The sequence below is a fragment of the Paraburkholderia sp. PGU19 genome, from assembly GCF_013426915.1.
GTDB lineage: Bacteria > Pseudomonadota > Gammaproteobacteria > Burkholderiales > Burkholderiaceae > Paraburkholderia.
This window is the reverse complement of sequence record NZ_AP023180.1, coordinates 916,725-933,286: the sequence shown is the minus strand read 5'-3', so window position 1 is coordinate 933,286 and position 16,562 is coordinate 916,725. Positions and strand designations below refer to the sequence as shown.

The window sequence follows — 16,562 nt, the reverse complement described above, 5'->3', positions numbered from 1 at the left end:
ACAGCTGTGTTCGAGCAACCGCTATTCCTATCAACCGTCTTCGCCTACTTCTACGGGGTCGGGAAATTCGGGCAGATCTTTCGAGGTGTCGGGCGGTTCCGGCTCGCCGCGCGGCGCATTGTCCGGGCGGGCGCTCGGGTTGTCGTGGGAGGTTGGGTCGCGTGTCATGTTGGCGCTCCTGTCTGTGTGCGGAAATGGTCGTGACAGGAGTGCTGCACGTGGCGTGCCACGCGGCACGCCTTGCAGTGTCGGACGAATGCGAAGGGTGTCGAGGGTTCAGGGACGCGCGGCGATCTCGTCGAGATGTTCGAGCAGATCGGCAGGGTCTTCGTAGACGCGCAGCGCGCCCGCACGTTCGAGTTCTTCCTGGCCGTAGCCGCCCGACAGCAGGCCCACGCCGAGCGCGCGGCAGCGGCGGGCAGCCAGCATGTCCCAGATGCTGTCGCCGACCACGACGGCATGCTCGATCTGCACCTTCAACCGGTGCGCTGCGGCGACGAACAGGTCGGGATCGGGCTTCGCGTACTTGACGTCGTCGCGCGTCACGACGACCGTCTTCGACGGATCGACGCCGAGCGCTTCGAGATTGACGGCGGCTGTTTCCATGCGGCCGCTGGTCGCAATCGCCCACGGCGTGCCGCTTTCCGTCAACGCGGCAAGTAGCGCCTGCGCGCCGGGCAGCGGACGCACCTTGGCGTGCAACTGTTTATAAGCGCGAGCATGCGCGCGCCGCAAGCGCTCGACGCGTTCGGCGCTCATGTCGCCGCCCGTCTCGCGCAACAGTTGATGCGTGAACAGCCCGCCGCTCATGCCGATCTTGCGATGAATGCGCCACACCGATAACTCGATGCCTTCTTCGTCGAGCGCTTCCTTCCATGCGAGCACATGCTGGTACACGCTGTCGACGAGTGTGCCGTCGAGGTCGAACAGAAAAGATGTCGAAATACGCATGAAGTCTTCTCCTTGGTCTGAATGGCAAGCAGCGCAAGGTTCATATTGCGCCACTTATCGCACGAAAGATTTACGTCCTCTTTGTAATTATCAAACGCCGCAGCGTGTGTGTGTGCGGCGCTGCGGCATCTGGCCGCGTATGAAAACCGCCTGGAAAACAGCGTTCTCGGACCGCGGAGCGAGAGCGGGCGCGCCTTTGCAGAGCACACCGCTTGCTCGCTATGGCGATGACGGCAACAGGATCTTCGCGCTCGTCAGCCGCTTTCATTTCATTCGATGGGGTACGCAGATGAGGATCCGAACGACATGGATCGAAGAGTGAGGCGGCGACACAGCTTCAGGCGCGATGGGCGGCGCGCTTTTGCGCGTTCGCCTGCTTGCGCAGCACGCTCGACTTTGTGAGCAGCGTTGCGAGCCGGGTACTTTCGACATCCATCGACGCAGGCCGCTTGCCGCCTTTGCGCGCGCTGCGGCTTGCGAGCCGCGCGCGCTTTTCCACTTGAACGAGCAGCGCGGCGAATGCCGCTTCGTCGACCTTCATGTGGCGCTTCGCGCGCTGCGGCAGCAGGCTTTGCAATTCGCCAGCTTCAAAGGCTGCGATCACTTCTGGATGGATATAACAGCGCTTGCATACAGCAGGCGTGTTGCGCAACAACGTGGCCACTTCTTTCACGGTCGCGACGACATGACGGCGCGAATCTGCGGCGCTCTCGCACACCAGTTGGCGCAGCGCCGCCATCGCATACACGCTGCCTGCCCACGTGCGATAGTCCTTCGCCGAGAAGTCTGCGCTGCTGATATCGCGCAGATACTCGTTGATATCGGCGGAGCCGATCGCATGGCGCGCGCCGACTTCATCGATGTACTGGAACAGATCATGGCCCGGCAATTCCGCACACTTGCGCACGATACGCTTGACGCGCGCATTGTCGACGGTCACGTCGTGCTCGATGCCGCTCTTTCCCGCGAAGCGGAAACGCACTTCGCCAGCGCGAATCTTCACGTGTTTCTTGCGCAGCGTGGTGAGGCCATAGGACTGGTTGTCGCGTGCATATTCGACGCTGCCGATCCGGATCAGCGTCGTATCGAGCAGATGCACGACGGCTGCGATCACCTTTTCGCGCGGCATGCCTTCGCGCGCGAGGTCGCGTGCGACTCGTGCGCGTATCTTCGGCAGTGCGTGGCCGAACGCGGCCATCCGGCCGAACTTGTCGGCGTCGCGCGTTTCGCGCCATTGCGGATGGTAACGGTACTGCTTGCGGCCCCGCGCATCGCGGCCCGTCGCCTGAATGTGACCGCGCGGGTCGGGACAGATCCAGACGTCAGTGTAGGCGGGCGGTATCGCCAGCGCGTTGATGCGTGCGATCTGCGTTTCGTCTTCAATGCGTCGGCCGTCGAGGTCGAAATAGACGAATACGCTTTTGAGCCTTCTTCGCGTATAGCCGGGCCGTGTGTCGTCGGCATGCCGCAGCCCCGCAGGCATCGCGGTGGACAGTCCCTTGGCGATCGCATCGATCGCGTTGCGTGTCATCGTTTTCATTTCGCGGTTTCCAGTCTTTTGTGACTGACATGCAGTGACGCGCTAACTTTGTGCAATAGCAATGCCTGAACCTTCGTCACTGTTGCAGTCGAATGCGTCGCCCGCGTTGGGCATCGAACTTGCTCGCTATATGAACGAATATGAACGAACGTTGATTGCTCACAAGAAGGTTGCGAAGGGAGGACATGCACATGGCTAGCACTGTGGCTGGATGCAAGGTTGCGGTATTGGCCTTAGACGGATTCGAACAGGCCGAACTGGTCCGCGCGCACGTAAGTTCTGCCAAGGCCGCGAAGATCCAAAGTTTCAGGCATGTGGGCAAGGGTGATCGTGTCGACGTCGATGCGACGTTCGACCCGCGCGCGCTTGATCAATCGTCACCATCTTGCGATGGCACAACAACTCGCCAAGGCGCGCAAGGCTTCGTCATGAACGGGATCATCAAGGTGTTCATGCCGCGTGCGGCGTACGAGGACTCTCTCATGCACATCACATTCACCGATGATGCTCCCGTGTTCGATGGGTCGAGCCTGACTGTGCGCTTCAACGCGTGCGTCGACGGCGAGCCTGTCGCCTGCGCGATTTCGGCAGAGGCGCTCGAAGATCATTTCGGCGCGGACTCGCCACTTGAAGATGCACTGATCGGCGCGTACGAGCGCGGCCGCGCACGTATCCGATCCGTGTGCGCGGAGGCGCTCGATCAGAACGGCGGCGAAAGCGTCATTCTGCACAGCGGCCTGTTCCGCGTCGAAGGGATGGAGTCGGACCGGCGGGTGAAGACATAACCCGCGTGCAAAAAAAGGCGGCTGCCGCAATGCACCCGGCAGCCGCGCGCCTAATCTTCGTCGAACCCAACGATCAAACCCAGAGCTCGCCTGCGAGTGGCGTATCGACGCCGTTGGTCGGGCGATCGTCGCCTTCGATGGAACCACGCTCGCTCTGCGTTTCGCACGCTGCCCGCAGTATGCCGTTGTGCGCTTGATCGCAGGCTTGCATGCGAGCGGTGTGTGGGGCTGTCTGTGTCGGCACGTTGGTCTGGCTGGATGACAGCGTATGTGCGCGTATCTGCGCAACGATGGCTGACGTGGCGATAGCCACGAACAGCAGGCATTCTGCGCTCCTGATCCTCATGGTGAAGCTCTCCCTTGTCGATGGCTGGCCCGCGTTATCTATCGACCGCGCTTTTGTTGAAGGCTTTGCGCGATGCGCGAGGGTCCAGCCTCGTTATCGAGCAATATGCGTGCCTTTTTGCCATTCACGCGTGGGGCCTGCGTTCGCGGCCGCGAAGGCATTGTGCCGGCATCCGAACTGGAAGCAATTACTCGCCGCAATGGCAAAGACGACACGCATGCCCGAGATCGGGCATGACGGGTGCGTAAATGCTGGCTTCCCACGCATAACGGAAAGGAGCGACGTATGACCACAAACGTCATTGCCGTGCTGAACAATCTGATCGGGATGTCGAAGGACGGCGAGTGCGGTTTCATGAAAGCCGCTGAGGACGCGAATCACGCGAGCGTCAAGGAGGCGTTGCTCGAAAGCGCGGCCCGTTGCACGCGAGGTGCGCGCGAACTGCAGGATCTCGTGTTGAAACTCGGCGGCAAACCGGAGGAGGGTGGCAGCGTCGCTGGCGCATTGCATCGCGGATGGATCGATGTGAAGTCCGCTGTAGGTAGCCGCGCGGATCACGCAATTCTCGCCGATTGCGAAAAGGGCGAGGACGCCGCGATGAAGCGCTTTCACGAAGTGCTAGAAAAAGACCTGCCGGCAGACGTGCGCGCAGTGGTCGAGCGTTTATATCACGGCGTGCTGCAAAACCATGACCGCATTCGCGCGATGCGCGATCAGTACGCGGCGATGAAAGCCTGAGAGGCGCAGCAAAGAAAAAGAGGCCGCCCGATCAAGGACGGCCTCTGGTAACGCTTTAACGCGAGCGCGTTAATTACACGCAAGCGTCAAACGCTTAATCGGCTGCGATCTTTAGATGGTTCTTCACACCCTGCACGCCGGACACGTTTTGCACGACGTCCTGCGCAGCAGCCTTGTCGTCAGCGGACGGCACGGAACCCGTCAACCAGACGATGCCCTTGCGGGTCTTCACGTGAATGTGCGTGGACTTCACGTTCTTTGCGCCGAGCAGCTCGGCCTTGACCTTGGTGGTCACCGTGCCGTCGTCGATATGCTGGCCAACGCTCTCGGAAGTGGCGGGCGGCGCGGAGGCCGTCGTTTGCGCCGTAGCGTTCAGTGCGAATGCAAGACATGCGATGCTGCCTGCGGCCTTGAGGAACTGGATGGTTTTCATGGTTTCTCCTTCTCGGTTGATGATCAGGGTTGCGGTCCTGTTGTCCGTGCGATCGATCGCGGCTCGATGCCGCCGATGACCCGACCAAAGAACACTGCCGCCGCGGTTCCGTCTGGTCCGTCGCCGACACAGGACGCGCCGCGCATCGATCCTGCTCAATGGCGCGTCCCTATGAGTCGGTCAGCAAGCGTCGTGCCCATCAGCGCTCGAAGGTCGTCGCGGGTCGTCGCGTATGGCGTCGTCCGGGCGCAGGCGCCGATGCCGCATGATTCGGTTCGAATTTCAGAGCGTTTGTAAAATGCGCTGGGGGAACGGGCACGCGGCGTGCGCCTCTGCAACACAAAGGCGAATCAAAACAGACAGTTGCGAAAACTGGTACGACAGTTGCGTAGGTAGGGCGCGAAGCTGTTTGAACAATCACAGGAAGAGTCTGTATGCCGCCTACAATCGAACTACGCGCGAAGCAAACTTTCGCGCTCACACCGCGTCTGCAGCAGTCCGTGCGCCTGCTTCAACTGTCGTCGCTCGAATTCCAGCAGGAACTGCGCAACGCGCTCGACACCAATCCCTTCCTCGAATACGACCCGTCTGTGTCGGAAGATCTGTCGGCAGGCAAAACGGCCGACAGCAACGGCGCCGACGGCGAAACACTGCCTGCGAGCGAACGCGATAACGCGATGGAAGGCTCGTCGGCGGAGCCGGCGACAGAAAGCGTTGCCTCGTCGCCGGATGACGGCGGCGATTATTCAAGCGGCGACTATTCAGGCGACGCTTACGGCCGGGGCCCGTCGCGCTACAACGGCGATTCCGATGCCGCCGACCCGACCGAATGGGCGCGCGTGCAACCGACGCTGCACGAGCAGTTGCACGACGCGTTGCGTCTTTATCGGCTCGACGACCGCGATCGCGAAGTGGCGCGCCTCATCATCGAAGCACTCGATGACGACGGCTATCTGCGCCAGGATCTCGCCGATCTCACGGACGTCTTCGACATCGAACCCGCGTTGACGGAAGAAGAATTGCTGGTCGCGCTGCGGCTCGTGCAGACGCTCGACCGCCCGGGACTCGCGGCGCGGTCGCTGTCGGAGTGTCTCGCGCTGCAGATCGATGCGTTGCCCGCCGATACGCCGGGCCGCGACGTCGCGAAGCAGGTGGTCGAACATCATCTCGACCGTCTCGCGCGCCGCGAGCATGCGGAGTTGCAGAAGCAGATCGGCTGCGATGCGGAAGAATTGCGCGTGGCGTGCGCGCTCGTGCGCAAGCTCGATCCGAAGCCGGGCAATTCATATGGCCGCGCCGATGACAACTACATCGTGCCGGATGTGATCGTGCGCAGTGTGCGCAACAAGTGGGTCGTAACCGTGAATCCCGCCGTGCTGCCGCGCGCGCGCATTCACCGTATGTACGCGGAACTGTTCGCGCAATCGGCAGGCGCGAGCCGCTCGCCGCTCGCGCAGCAGTTGCAGGAAGCGCGCTGGCTGATCCGCAACGCGCAGCAGCGCTTCGAAACGATTCAGCGCGTCGCCGAGTGCATCGTTGCGCATCAGAAGCCGTTCTTCCAGTACGGCGAGATCGCATTGAAACCGCTCGTGTTGCGCGACGTGGCTGAAGAACTCGGCCTGCACGAATCGACGATTTCACGCGCGACGGGCAACAAGTACATGGCGACGCCGCGCGGCATCTTCGAGTTCAAGCATTTCTTCCCACGCGAGCTAGGCACGGAGAGCGGTGGCACCTGTTCGGCAGCGGCCGTGCGCGCGTTGCTCAAGGAAATGATCGCTGCCGAAAACACGCGCGATCCGCTGTCCGACGTCGCGCTCGCGAAGATGCTCGCGGATCAGGGCGTGCTCGTCGCGCGGCGTACGGTGGCGAAGTATCGACATCTGATGAAGGTGCCGCCTGCGGAGTTGCGTCGGCAGGTTTGATGCACGCTGGCTTGCGCGTGAAGCGCTACACACACACACAATGGCCGCTCCTTGAAGGAGCGGCCATTGTGTTTTGAGTGAGTGAAGAACGGGCAGAGCGCTACATACCGATGCTCGAACCGCCACTCGAACTCGAGCCCGTGTTGGAGCCGGAACTGGTGCCCGAACTGGAGGCCGGATTCAGATCGATTCTTCCATACACGCCGTCCGCTTCGTCATTCGGCCCCGCTGCGAAGAACAGCGTGTTCGAGGGCTGGTTGCTCAGGTTGTTGCCGAACGCAATGCCCCACAAGCCTGGCTGGACGATCGTGCTGCTATTCGACGACTTCAGCGGCCCCATCGACTTGCCGCTCGACGCATCGAACGCGTTGATCGTGCCGTCGCCGAAATTGCCGATCAGAATCGCGCCACTGAACGTGCCGAAGTTGGCCGGTGCCTGCGCGATACCCCACGGCGCATTCAGTGGTGCGCCCGTCGCGAAGTGCTGCTTGAGATTGCCCGCCGTGTCGAATACGTCGACCATGCCGAGGCCCGCGCCCGCCACGTTGTCATGTTTGGCCGCGTCCTGCATCGCGTACGTGACGAACAGGTTCGAGCCGATCAACTGGATGCCGAACGGCGCAAAACCGGCTGGAATGGCGCTGTCCTTGAAGCCGCCGGGCATCGTCACCTTCGTGAAGTTCGTATCGAACACGTCGATTTTGTTGTTATGAAAGTCCGTTGCATAGAGGAAGTTGCTGCCGTTGTTCGCCGCGAGTGCGAGCCCTTTGTACACGGCGCCGCCTGCGGCATCGTCGTACATCTTGAAGGCATTGGTCGGGCCGACAGCGGGTGCCCACGCCGTGATCGTGCCGCCTTCGCCTGTGAAGATGAAGGCCGCGAGGCCTGATTTGCCGTTCTGCGTGACGGTGAAGCTCTGTGTGCCGTTGAACACGATGCCCGTGGGCGCTGCGTCGCCGTTGGTGCCCGCCGGTATCGTGACGACGAGCGATTGCGGTACGCCGTTGCCGTCGTAGAGCGTTGCGAGATTGGTGCCGTTGTCGGCGACCCAGACGAAGCCTTTCGGATTGAATGCAACGCCCCAGGCGTTCTTCAGGTTTGGATCGGTGTGAGGCGCGGGCACAGCGCCATCGGAGACGAGCGCCGCCGCGGTGAACGACGACACCACAGGCGTGCTCACATTGTTCGACCCGGAACTGCCGCCGCATGAAACGAGCGTCGCTAACGCCGCGCCACAGGCTGCGATGCCGAACACCTCGAATAGAGACTTCATGACCGCACTCCTTGTTCTGTCGAAAGGTCGTGACGGTCATTGAACGGGGTGGGGGTGGGGTTTATTCCTTCATTAGCGGGAGATATTCGCGTTGCTGCAACACGGGTAACGCGCAACGAATACGAACTGGGAATATTCCGTTGTTCTGATTAAAAAATAAGCGGACGCTTTTCGTCGGCTCAATGCAGCCTTCTCAGTGCAGCCTCATCTCCCCCTCGACCTCAACGGAAAAATAACCATCGCCGCCAGCAGCCCCAGCACCCCACCAATCAACGTCTCCCACGCCCGCGCCGTGAGAAATGGAATCGAGTGGATGCCGTTCACCGCGAGCGTGACGATCAGCGTGAACGCAAACGCGCCGCACGGGATGTCGTATCGCTCGGGCAGCGCCATCGAATAAACGATCATCGCCAGCGCCGCAGCGAGCCAGATCAGCAGCGGCGCATGCTCCGCGATCGGCAAACAGATGAGCCCTAGCGGCACCCCAACGAGCGTGCCGATGATCCGCCGCCGCACGCGCTGCACGGTGCCTGTCGCGGACCCCGCGACCACGTACGTGCAGGCCGTGATCGCCCACGCCGATTCCGCGAGATTCAGCCACGCATTCAACGCGACGACCACGAGCGCGCCGCTTGCGGCCTGCAGACCCATCACGAACTCAGGTGAGGGCCGTCCGGCCACAGGCTCGGGTCCGGGCGACAGCGCGGCGACGACGGCCGGCCGTTCGGCGGGCCCGCTCAGCAGCCGGGGCACGATCGACGCCAGCATCGCGATCAATCCGGCAATCGCAATGGCGGGCAGATCGGCGGGAACGAGGTTCGCGCCGTAGGCCAGCAGTTGCCCGATGTAGATCTGCGAGCCGAGTCCTCCGCCCGTCACGCCGAATCGCTTCAGATAGCCAACGAGGAACGCACCCGTGACCAGTACGAGTTCGGGACCCGCATGCCCGAAGAAGCGCAATGGCTGTGCAACGCATACGTACATGGCCGCGCCGAGCGCGGCCGCTGCGCATAGCAGCGCGAGATCGCGGCTCGATTCGGGCCGCGTCGTGCGCGCCTCCGACACGCTCGCCCACAGCGCGAAGTTGGCCGCGAGCAGGCCGACCGACGCATCGCGTGGCAATCCATGCGTGACGTCCTGCAATGTGCCGAGCGCCGAGGCGAGGCCATAGGCCGTCACGAGGCGCAGCCCCTTGATGCGTCGATGCGTGCCGGGATCGACGCGCGCGAGCCAGCCGCCGAACGCGGCAAATGGATGCCTCGCGGGTATCTCGCGGTGCGCCGTGTCGGCGGACGGTTTGCGATCGGCGGGATCAGTGGACGGTTCCATGGTGCGAGTCGTCACTAGTAGGCAAAGGTTCGCATGAGGGCAAGCGGCCTCGTCGGGTGCGCGCTCGACGAGACGCGATCGGCGGATCGCGGCCTGGGGCGGCAATCGAACACTGCCCGTTTCACTGGCTTGCCGCAGAGGCCGGGTTCGCGCTGCTGGCAGGAGAGCCTCCCACGGCAGCGGCCCCTGTGGCAGACGCGGCTTCAGACGACGCCACCGCCTCCGACGCCGCCGCCATTCCCGACGCACCCGAATCAGCCGCCGCCTGTGCCGCAGGCGGCACGGATGCGCCAGACACTGGCGCCACCGCGGACAAGGTGCCCGACGCCGTGCTGCTGGTGAGCTGCGCACTCCCTTCGTCCGTGCCCGTTCGCTGCCGGTAGCCGTACAGGATGATGCCGATCAGCAGCACGATGACGACGAGTATGCCCCAAGCCCAGACGGGAACGCGGCGCGAGCGGGGCGCGGAGGGTTCGACTGTCGTCAGCAATTGCGTGGGCACACCGGGCGCCGCTCGCGCAGCAGCAGCGCCCGCAGCGCCACCCGCCAGTCCGTAGGGATCGCCTCCAGAGTATGCGCCGGACCGCGCCGCATCCGCGGATGACGGCGCCCCGTTCGTCGCCCAGCCGGCCGACCCGTTTCCCGCCGTAGCGCTCACGCGCGGCATGGCCGCCGCGAGTCCGACGAGCTGTTGCGGGACACGATCCGCGAACGCAGCGGAACTCTCGAATCCGAGCGCCTTCGAATATCCTTCGGCGAGCCACGGCGCAGCAATCGGCCATTGATAGGCGAGCAGTCCAGGCAGGTCGCCGGCGCAGCCCTGTTCGAGCAGCATATGGTGCTTGGCGGCGCCGAACACCACAGCCGATGCGACATCCGTCAGCGCATGCGCGGCTTGCGGTGGCACGGACGTCAGGGCGGCGATGTGGTCGCTGATCAACGCGATCTCGCGGCTCTCGGCGATGCGTATCGCCAGCTCATGGCCCGAACGCTCGACGGCCTTCAGCCCGTGCGAACTGGCAGTCAGGCCGGCGAGTTGTGCCGCGATGCGCGCATTGGATTCGGTGGACATGATCACGAGGAAGAGGCGTTGCGCGCTTTCCGCGCTGCTTGCGCTCGCCATCATCGTCAGCACGATGGCGGGCGCCGCGCGTTCGACGACATGCCGGATCGCGTCGGGCGGCAAACCGATGCGGCTGCTCAACTGCTCGAGAACGTAGGGATTGAAGGCGGCGTGGGCCGCGGCGACCAGATCGGCGTCGTTCACCAGAGGTCTCCTTCGAGTTAGCAAACGGATGTGATGGTCATCTGTCGCGCGGCGGCTGGCCGCTTGTCCTTGTCCGAAATGGCCAGGTAAGTATAGGCAGGAATTCCGGCGGCCGGTTTGTGTCGGACGTCGCTGGAAGCCAGGCAGCAAAGCGGGCGGCAATGACGGGCGCCCGCCAGGCAAATGCCCTTGCTATTTTTAAACGCGCGTATCACTCTCGATAGAGCCGCATGCCCGGGCAAAGGCCCGGCAGCCTGTCCGCTGCGCACGCGGACGTCTTTACGGTGGAGCACGCCATGAGGTCCGCCAGTGCCGTTCACGATCCCAGCCGTCAACTGCTGCCGTTTCGCGAGTCGCTGCTCGCGATGCTCGGCATCGCCTTCGTCACGATGCTGGTCGCGCTCGACCAGACCATCGTCGGCACCGCGTTGCCGCGCATCGTCGCCGATCTCAAGGGCTTCGACTTCTACGCGTGGGTCGCGACCTCGTACATGCTCGCGTCCGTCATCACCATTCCGATCTTTGGGCGGCTCGGCGATCTGTATGGCCGCAAGCCGTTCCTGATCGCGGCGATCCTGCTGTTCACGCTGGCGTCGGTGCTGTGCGGGCTCGCGAAAAGCATGCTGTTCCTGGTCGCCGCGCGCGGCCTGCAGGGCATCGGCGGCGGCATTCTGATCGGCACCGTGTTCGCCACCGTCGCCGATCTGTTCCCCGATCCCAAGCTCAGGCTGCGCTGGCTCGTGTTCGTCACGTCGTCGTTCGGCATCGCGAACATCGTCGGCCCGACGCTCGGCGGCATGCTCACGCAGATGCAGGGCTGGCGGCTCGTGTTCTTCGTCAACGTGCCCGTCGGCGTCGTGTCGCTGATCTTTGTTCAGATGTTTGTGCCGAAGCTGCGCCATCTTAAGGCGAGCGGGCCGATCCAGCTCGACTGGCTCGGCGCGTTTGTCGTCGCCGTGACGTTTGGCGCGCTGCAACTGCTGATCGAACTGCTGCCGCGCGAGGGCGTCAGCGGCACGACGGCGCTGCTGTTCGCGATCACGACCGTGTGCGGCCTGACGCTGTACTTCTGGGAAAAGCGCATGGGCTATCCCGTCGTGCCCGTCGATGTGCTGCTCGATCGCAAGCTCGCGCCGCTCTTCGCGATGTCGGTGCTCGGCGGCTTTGCGCTGTTTTCGATGGTGTTCTACGTGCCGCTGCTGTTCCAGGGCGGCTACGCGATGTCGCCGCACGATTCCGGCATGCTGATCACGCCGCTGCTGCTCGGCACGACGGTCGGCAGCGTGCTGAACAATCGCATCGTCACGCGCATCCGGCGCGCGAACGGGCTGATGTATGCCGGCTTCGCGTTCTTTGTGATCGGCTGCGTCGCGCTCGTCTCGTTCAAGGGCCACGAGCCGCATATCGTGTGGATGGCGTGCATGGGCGTGAGCGGACTGGGACTTGGCCTCGTCGCCACCAACCTGACGATCTGCTCGCAGCAGATCGTCGCGCGCGATCACCTCGGCGCGGTGACGGCGCTGCTGCAATCGCTGCGGATTTTTGGCGGCATGCTCGGCACTGCGATCACGGGCGCGCTGCTCGGGCATATGTACACGCAGGGCGTGACCCGCTCGCTCGATTCATATCAGGCGACGCAATGGCTCAAGTCGTTCGCGAGTCCCGATCTGCTGGTCGATCGCAACGAGCAGTCCGCGCTGATCGAGCATCTGGTGGCGGCGGGGCATTCCAGCGATCCGATGATGCACATGGCGCGCGAAGCGCTCATCGCGTCGATTCACATCGGCTTGTCGGTCGCCGCGCTCGCCGCGTTGATCGGGCTATGCCTCGCGTGGTTCGTGCCCGCCGTGCAGGTGAGCTATGCGGAGACGGAAGTGCGCGGCGCTTGAGGGGCATGAGAGGCGGGTGCGCTTTCTGGCTCGGCAGGGCGCCGCGTTTGCTATCATGGCTGTATAAATATACAGCCTTCCGTGTCCGATAGCCGTGCCGACCGACGCTCCCGATCCGTTCTATTACCTGTCGAATTTCGAGCGCGCGCTCGCGTGGATCGCCAGCCGTTACGACGATCTGCTCGACGACAGCGAGCGCGCCTTTCTCGACGCATTCCTGCGCGACGACGCGCGCCTGCCGAAAGCATCGCGCGCGCTGCTCGTGCGCATGCTGATGCGCAAAGGCACGCTGTTTCGCACGGGGCGGCTCGCGTATGCGGAAATCGGTTGTCCCGTGCAGGCGGCTGCGCCGCTCGCCGCGCTCGGCTGGATCGATGCGGACGCGGGCATGTCGCTAGACGAACTGTTTGCGTGCGCGACGCGCCCCGAACTGCAACGCATGTTCGCCGCGGCGCCCGCGCTCAAGGGCCTTCGCAAGGCCGAGTGGCTCGAAGCGCTGCGCGTCGCGGACCCTGCGCACGCTTTGCAACGGCGTTATCGCGAGTGGGATGCCGCCGCTGACGAAGCCGCGCTGCGCGTACTCGTCGCGCCGCTGTGCGAGCGCTTCCGGCTGATGTTCTTCGGCAATCTGCATCAGGACTGGTCCGAGTTCGTGCTCGCCGATCTCGGCGTGTATCAGTACGAGCGCGTGGCGTTCGCGCCGTCGTCGCGGGCATTCCAGCAGCGGGGCGACGTCGACTGTTATCTGGCATTGCAAGCGTGCCGCGAAGCACTCGAACTCACGGGCGACGCAGCGTTCGACCCGCTACTCGAAGCCGTCGATGCAATCGATACACAGCACAACCCCTGGCTCGCGTTGCGCCGCGCGAAGCTGCTGTACGCGATCGGCTATCAGGCGGAACGCCGGCGCGACTGGGATGCGGCGTTGCGCATCTACGAGCGCTGCGCATGGCCAGGCGCGCGGCACAGGCGCATGCGTGTGCTGGAGCGCGGTGGCCATGATGAAGCAGCGCTCGCGCTGGCGCTGCAGGCGGCCACCGTTCCCGAGAGCGAAGAGGAGCAGCAGCGCGTCGCGCGCATGCTGCCGCGCCTGCAACGGCGCCTCGGCGTCGCCGCGCAGAAACCCGCTGGCGTGCGCGCTGCGCAGCGCGGCATGCTCGAACTGCCGCGACCACTGGAGCCCGTCGCCGTCGAATACGCGGTGCGCGATCATCTGTCGACGGAAGATGCGCCCGTGCATTACGTCGAAAACGCGCTGATCAATTCGCTGTTCGGTCTGCTGTGCTGGGAGCCCGTTTTCGAGGCCGTGCCGGGCGCGTTCTTTCACCCGTTCCAGCGCGGTCCCGCTGATCTGCACGCGCCCGACTTCCGCGCGCGCCGCAGCGCGCAGTTCGACGCCTGCTTTGCGCAACTCGAAAGCGGCGTGTATCGCGAGACGATCCTGCGTCACTTCGAAATCAAAGCGGGCCTGCAATCGCCGTTCGTGTTCTGGGGCATGCTCACACCCGAGCTGCTGACGCTTGCGCTCGATTGCCTGCCTGCCGCGCATCTGAAGCTGTGGTTCGACCGGCTGTTGCTGGATATTCGCGCGAACCGTTCGGGCCTGCCCGACCTGATCCGTTTCTGGCCGCGCGAGCGGCGCTATGAACTGATCGAAGTGAAAGGGCCGGGCGATCGTCTGCAGGACAACCAGATCCGCTGGCTCGCGTACTGCGTGCAGCACGACATGCCCGTGCGCGTGCTCGACATCCGCTGGACCGAAAGCGCCGACGATGCGCTCGCCGGTGCAACGGACGCGGAGGCGGCATGACCTACGTCGTCGCCGTGCGCACGCTCTGCGAATTCACCGCGCGGCGCGGCGATCTCGATCTGCGCTTCACGCCCGCGCCATCGGCGCTCGAAGGCATCGCCGGGCATCAGGCCGTGACGGCGCGCCGCGCGACCGGCTATGAAGCGGAGATCACGCTGACGGGTACGCATGGCGGTCTCACCGTGCGTGGCCGCGCCGATGGCTATGATCCCGCGCTGAACCGGCTCGAAGAGATCAAGACGCATCGCGGCGATCTCGAACGGATGCCCGCGAACCATCGCGCTTTGCATTGGGCGCAGGCGCTGGTGTATGGGCATCTGCTGTGCGAGGCACGCGCGCTCGAAGAACTGACGGTCGCGCTCGTGTACTTCGACATCGGCGAGCAGAAGGAAACCGTGTTGACGGAACAGCACACGGCTGCTTCGCTGCGCGCGTTCTTCGAGGATCAGTGCGAGCGCTTCGTCGCGTGGGCCGCACGCGAAGAAGCGCATCGCGATGCGCGCAACGCCGCATTGAACGCGCTGCGTTTTCCGTACGGCGAGTTTCGCAGCGGACAGCGCGAGCTTTCCGTGGCCGTGTTTCGCGCGGCGCGCGACGGGCGCTGTCTGATGGCGCAGGCGCCGACGGGCATCGGCAAGACGCTCGGCACGATCTTTCCGCTGCTGAAGGCTTGCGGCGCCGATCATCTGGACCGCGTGTTCTTCCTCACGGCAAAAACGCCGGGCCGCGCGCTCGCGCTCGAAGCCGTCGAATCCCTGCATCGCAGCGAAGCCGCGCTGCCTTTGCGCACGCTCGAACTCGTCGCGCGCGACAAGGCCTGCGAGCATCCCGACAAATCGTGCGACGGCGAATCCTGTCCGCTCGCGCGCGGCTTCTACGACCGGCTTCCCGCCGCGCGCGACACGGCATTGCAGGCGCGCACGCTCGATCGCGCAGCCGTGCGCGAAGCGGCGCTCGCGCATGGCATCTGTCCGTACTATCTCGCGCAGGAAATGGCGCGCTGGTGCGACATCGTGATCGGCGATTACAACTACTACTTCGACAGCAGCGCGATGCTGTATGCGCTCACGCAGCTGAACGGCTTGCGCGTCGCCGTGCTCGCCGACGAAGCGCACAATCTGCCCGACCGCGCGCGCCGCATGTACAGCGCGACGCTCGATCAACACGCGTTTCGCGGCGCGCGCCATGCCGCGCCTGTCGCGCTGAAAAAGCCATTTGATCGGCTGAATCGCGAATGGAATGCGCTAAACCGCGAACGCAATGCAGCGTACGAAGTACTGCCGGAAGTGCCGCCAAAACTGCAATCGGCGCTACAAAACCTGATCGCATCGATTGGCGATCAGCTTGCGGAAACCCCGCAATCCGTCGATGAAAACGCGCTGCGTTTCTATTTCGACGCGCTGCATTTCATGTCGCTGGTCGAGCAGTTCGGCGATCATTCGATCGTCGATGTGACGCTCGATGCGCATCGCAGCCAGAGCCACGCGAAACCCGCGACGGAGATTTGCTTGCGCAACGTGATTCCCGCGCCGTTTCTCAAACCGCGCTACGCCGCCGCGCGCGCGACGATCGTGTTCTCCGGCACGCTGAGCCCGCAGCATTTTTATCGCGACATGCTCGGCCTGCCCGACGACACCGGCTGGCTCGACGTCGAAGGGCCGTTCAGGGCCGAGCAGCTCGATGTGCATGTCGCGCATCATGTGTCGACGCGCTGGCGCGACCGCGAGCGCTCGCTCGAACCGATCGTCGATCTGATCGCGCAGCAGTACGCCGCGCGACCGGGCAACTACCTCGGCTTTCTGAGCAGCTTCGATTACTTGCAGCGCGTTGCGGGATCGATGCGTGAACGGCACCCGCAGGTGCCCATCTGGACGCAGGAGCCGCGCATGGACGAGACCGCGCGCGACGCGTTTCTCGCGCGCTTCACGGCGAGCGGCGCGGGCGTCGGCTTCGCGGTGCTGGGCGGCGCGTTTTCGGAGGGTATCGATCTGGTCGGCGAGCGGCTCATCGGCGCGTTCATTGCGACGCTCGGCTTGCCGCAGATGAACGACGTCAACGAACAGATGCGCCGCACCTTCGATGCGCAGTTCGGCAACGGCTACGACTATGCGTACCTGTATCCGGGCATGCAGAAGGTCGTGCAGGCGGCGGGGCGCGTGATTCGCACCGAGCAGGATGCGGGCGTCGTGCATCTGATCGACGACCGGTATCGGCGCGCGGATGTGAAGCGGCTGTTGCCGCGCTGGTGGAAGGTCGCTATATAGCAACAAGAAGCA

The 16,562-nt window shown here is 64.0% G+C and carries 16 protein-coding genes; 7 read left to right on the top strand and 9 right to left on the bottom strand.

Annotated features, from left to right (window positions below):
* Positions 1-30: 30 nt before the first annotated feature.
* Together H1204_RS21805 and H1204_RS21800 are read right to left on the bottom strand one after the other, a co-directional pair.
* Complete coding sequence (locus H1204_RS21805; RefSeq protein WP_180732768.1) at positions 31-168, bottom strand: hypothetical protein; 138 nt, start codon at positions 166-168, stop codon at positions 31-33.
* 108 nt (positions 169-276) lie between these two features.
* Entirely contained in the window at positions 277-951 is a 675-nt protein-coding gene (locus H1204_RS21800) for an HAD family hydrolase (RefSeq protein ID WP_180732766.1), read from the bottom strand.
* Here H1204_RS21800 and H1204_RS21795 point away from each other — a divergent pair.
* The gene (locus tag H1204_RS21795) at positions 950-1,273 is read left to right on the top strand and encodes a hypothetical protein (RefSeq protein WP_180732765.1); all 324 of its coding nucleotides are present in this window, start codon (positions 950-952) and stop codon (positions 1,271-1,273) included. The genes H1204_RS21800 and H1204_RS21795 overlap by 2 nt on opposite strands.
* A 15-nt stretch (positions 1,274-1,288) precedes the next feature.
* Here the strand turns inward: H1204_RS21795 and H1204_RS21790 are convergent, their stop codons facing one another.
* Positions 1,289-2,491, bottom strand: a complete 1,203-nt coding sequence (locus tag H1204_RS21790; RefSeq protein ID WP_180732763.1) for a DNA topoisomerase IB — start codon at positions 2,489-2,491, stop codon at positions 1,289-1,291.
* 233 nt (positions 2,492-2,724) lie between these two features.
* Positions 2,725-2,865, bottom strand: coding sequence for a hypothetical protein (locus H1204_RS21785; RefSeq protein WP_180732762.1), 141 nt, complete (start codon positions 2,863-2,865; stop codon positions 2,725-2,727).
* A 66-nt stretch (positions 2,866-2,931) separates the two neighbouring features.
* On the opposite strand from H1204_RS21785, the gene H1204_RS21780 reads away from it, so the two are divergent.
* Positions 2,932-3,276: a DUF1488 domain-containing protein gene (locus H1204_RS21780; RefSeq protein WP_180733254.1), complete on the top strand. Its 345-nt coding sequence runs from the start codon at positions 2,932-2,934 to the stop codon at positions 3,274-3,276.
* Between the two features lie 73 nt (positions 3,277-3,349).
* Here the strand turns inward: H1204_RS21780 and H1204_RS21775 are convergent, their stop codons facing one another.
* Positions 3,350-3,622, bottom strand: coding sequence for a hypothetical protein (locus H1204_RS21775; protein ID WP_180732760.1), 273 nt, complete (start codon positions 3,620-3,622; stop codon positions 3,350-3,352).
* A 285-nt stretch (positions 3,623-3,907) separates the two neighbouring features.
* Between H1204_RS21775 and H1204_RS21770 the strand changes: the two genes are divergently transcribed.
* Positions 3,908-4,360: a PA2169 family four-helix-bundle protein gene (locus tag H1204_RS21770; protein WP_180732758.1), complete on the top strand. Its 453-nt coding sequence runs from the start codon at positions 3,908-3,910 to the stop codon at positions 4,358-4,360.
* A gap of 94 nt (positions 4,361-4,454) precedes the next feature.
* On the opposite strand, the gene H1204_RS21765 is transcribed toward H1204_RS21770, so the two are convergent.
* Positions 4,455-4,793: a BON domain-containing protein gene (locus H1204_RS21765; protein ID WP_180732757.1), complete on the bottom strand. Its 339-nt coding sequence runs from the start codon at positions 4,791-4,793 to the stop codon at positions 4,455-4,457.
* Positions 4,794-5,227: 434 nt separating this feature from the next.
* Between H1204_RS21765 and H1204_RS21760 the strand changes: the two genes are divergently transcribed.
* Positions 5,228-6,718, top strand: coding sequence for an RNA polymerase factor sigma-54 (locus H1204_RS21760; RefSeq protein ID WP_180732755.1), 1,491 nt, complete (start codon positions 5,228-5,230; stop codon positions 6,716-6,718).
* 100 nt (positions 6,719-6,818) lie between these two features.
* Here H1204_RS21760 and H1204_RS21755 read toward each other — a convergent pair whose 3' ends face one another.
* From H1204_RS21755 to H1204_RS21745, 3 genes are all read right to left on the bottom strand, one after another.
* Positions 6,819-7,991 (bottom strand): TIGR03118 family protein, encoded by a 1,173-nt coding sequence (locus tag H1204_RS21755; protein WP_180732754.1) that lies wholly within the window; start codon positions 7,989-7,991, stop codon positions 6,819-6,821.
* A gap of 204 nt (positions 7,992-8,195) precedes the next feature.
* The gene (locus tag H1204_RS21750; protein ID WP_180732752.1) at positions 8,196-9,320 is read right to left on the bottom strand and encodes an FUSC family protein; all 1,125 of its coding nucleotides are present in this window, start codon (positions 9,318-9,320) and stop codon (positions 8,196-8,198) included.
* 121 nt (positions 9,321-9,441) lie between these two features.
* On the bottom strand, positions 9,442-10,587 hold the full coding sequence (locus H1204_RS21745) for a DUF937 domain-containing protein (protein WP_180732750.1): 1,146 nt from the start codon (positions 10,585-10,587) through the stop codon (positions 9,442-9,444).
* 296 nt (positions 10,588-10,883) lie between these two features.
* On the opposite strand from H1204_RS21745, the gene H1204_RS21740 reads away from it, so the two are divergent.
* From H1204_RS21740 to H1204_RS21730, 3 genes are all read left to right on the top strand, one after another.
* The gene (locus H1204_RS21740) at positions 10,884-12,476 is read left to right on the top strand and encodes an MFS transporter (protein WP_180732749.1); all 1,593 of its coding nucleotides are present in this window, start codon (positions 10,884-10,886) and stop codon (positions 12,474-12,476) included.
* Positions 12,477-12,570: 94 nt separating this feature from the next.
* The gene (locus tag H1204_RS21735; RefSeq protein WP_180732747.1) at positions 12,571-14,286 is read left to right on the top strand and encodes a VRR-NUC domain-containing protein; all 1,716 of its coding nucleotides are present in this window, start codon (positions 12,571-12,573) and stop codon (positions 14,284-14,286) included.
* A complete protein-coding gene (locus H1204_RS21730) occupies positions 14,283-16,550 on the top strand; it encodes an ATP-dependent DNA helicase (protein ID WP_180732746.1) in 2,268 nt (755 codons plus the stop codon). The genes H1204_RS21735 and H1204_RS21730 overlap by 4 nt, the downstream gene beginning before the upstream one ends.
* Positions 16,551-16,562: the final 12 nt, after the last annotated feature.

Bases quoted from the DNA above. Each gene is read 5' to 3' on its own strand.
- H1204_RS21765 (WP_180732757.1), bottom strand. From the start codon at position 4,793: ATGAAAACCATCCAGTTCCTCAAGGCCGCAGGCAGCATCGCATGTCTT.
- H1204_RS21790 (WP_180732763.1), bottom strand. From the start codon at position 2,491: ATGAAAACGATGACACGCAACGCGATCGATGCGATCGCCAAGGGACTG.
- H1204_RS21775 (WP_180732760.1), bottom strand. From the start codon at position 3,622: ATGAGGATCAGGAGCGCAGAATGCCTGCTGTTCGTGGCTATCGCCACG.
- H1204_RS21750 (WP_180732752.1), bottom strand. From the start codon at position 9,320: ATGGAACCGTCCACTGATCCCGCCGATCGCAAACCGTCCGCCGACACG.
- H1204_RS21795 (WP_180732765.1), top strand. From the start codon at position 950: ATGAAGTCTTCTCCTTGGTCTGAATGGCAAGCAGCGCAAGGTTCATAT.
- H1204_RS21800 (WP_180732766.1), bottom strand. From the start codon at position 951: ATGCGTATTTCGACATCTTTTCTGTTCGACCTCGACGGCACACTCGTC.
- H1204_RS21770 (WP_180732758.1), top strand. From the start codon at position 3,908: ATGACCACAAACGTCATTGCCGTGCTGAACAATCTGATCGGGATGTCG.
- H1204_RS21755 (WP_180732754.1), bottom strand. From the start codon at position 7,991: ATGAAGTCTCTATTCGAGGTGTTCGGCATCGCAGCCTGTGGCGCGGCG.
- H1204_RS21805 (WP_180732768.1), bottom strand. From the start codon at position 168: ATGACACGCGACCCAACCTCCCACGACAACCCGAGCGCCCGCCCGGAC.
- H1204_RS21760 (WP_180732755.1), top strand. From the start codon at position 5,228: ATGCCGCCTACAATCGAACTACGCGCGAAGCAAACTTTCGCGCTCACA.
- H1204_RS21740 (WP_180732749.1), top strand. From the start codon at position 10,884: ATGAGGTCCGCCAGTGCCGTTCACGATCCCAGCCGTCAACTGCTGCCG.
- H1204_RS21730 (WP_180732746.1), top strand. From the start codon at position 14,283: ATGACCTACGTCGTCGCCGTGCGCACGCTCTGCGAATTCACCGCGCGG.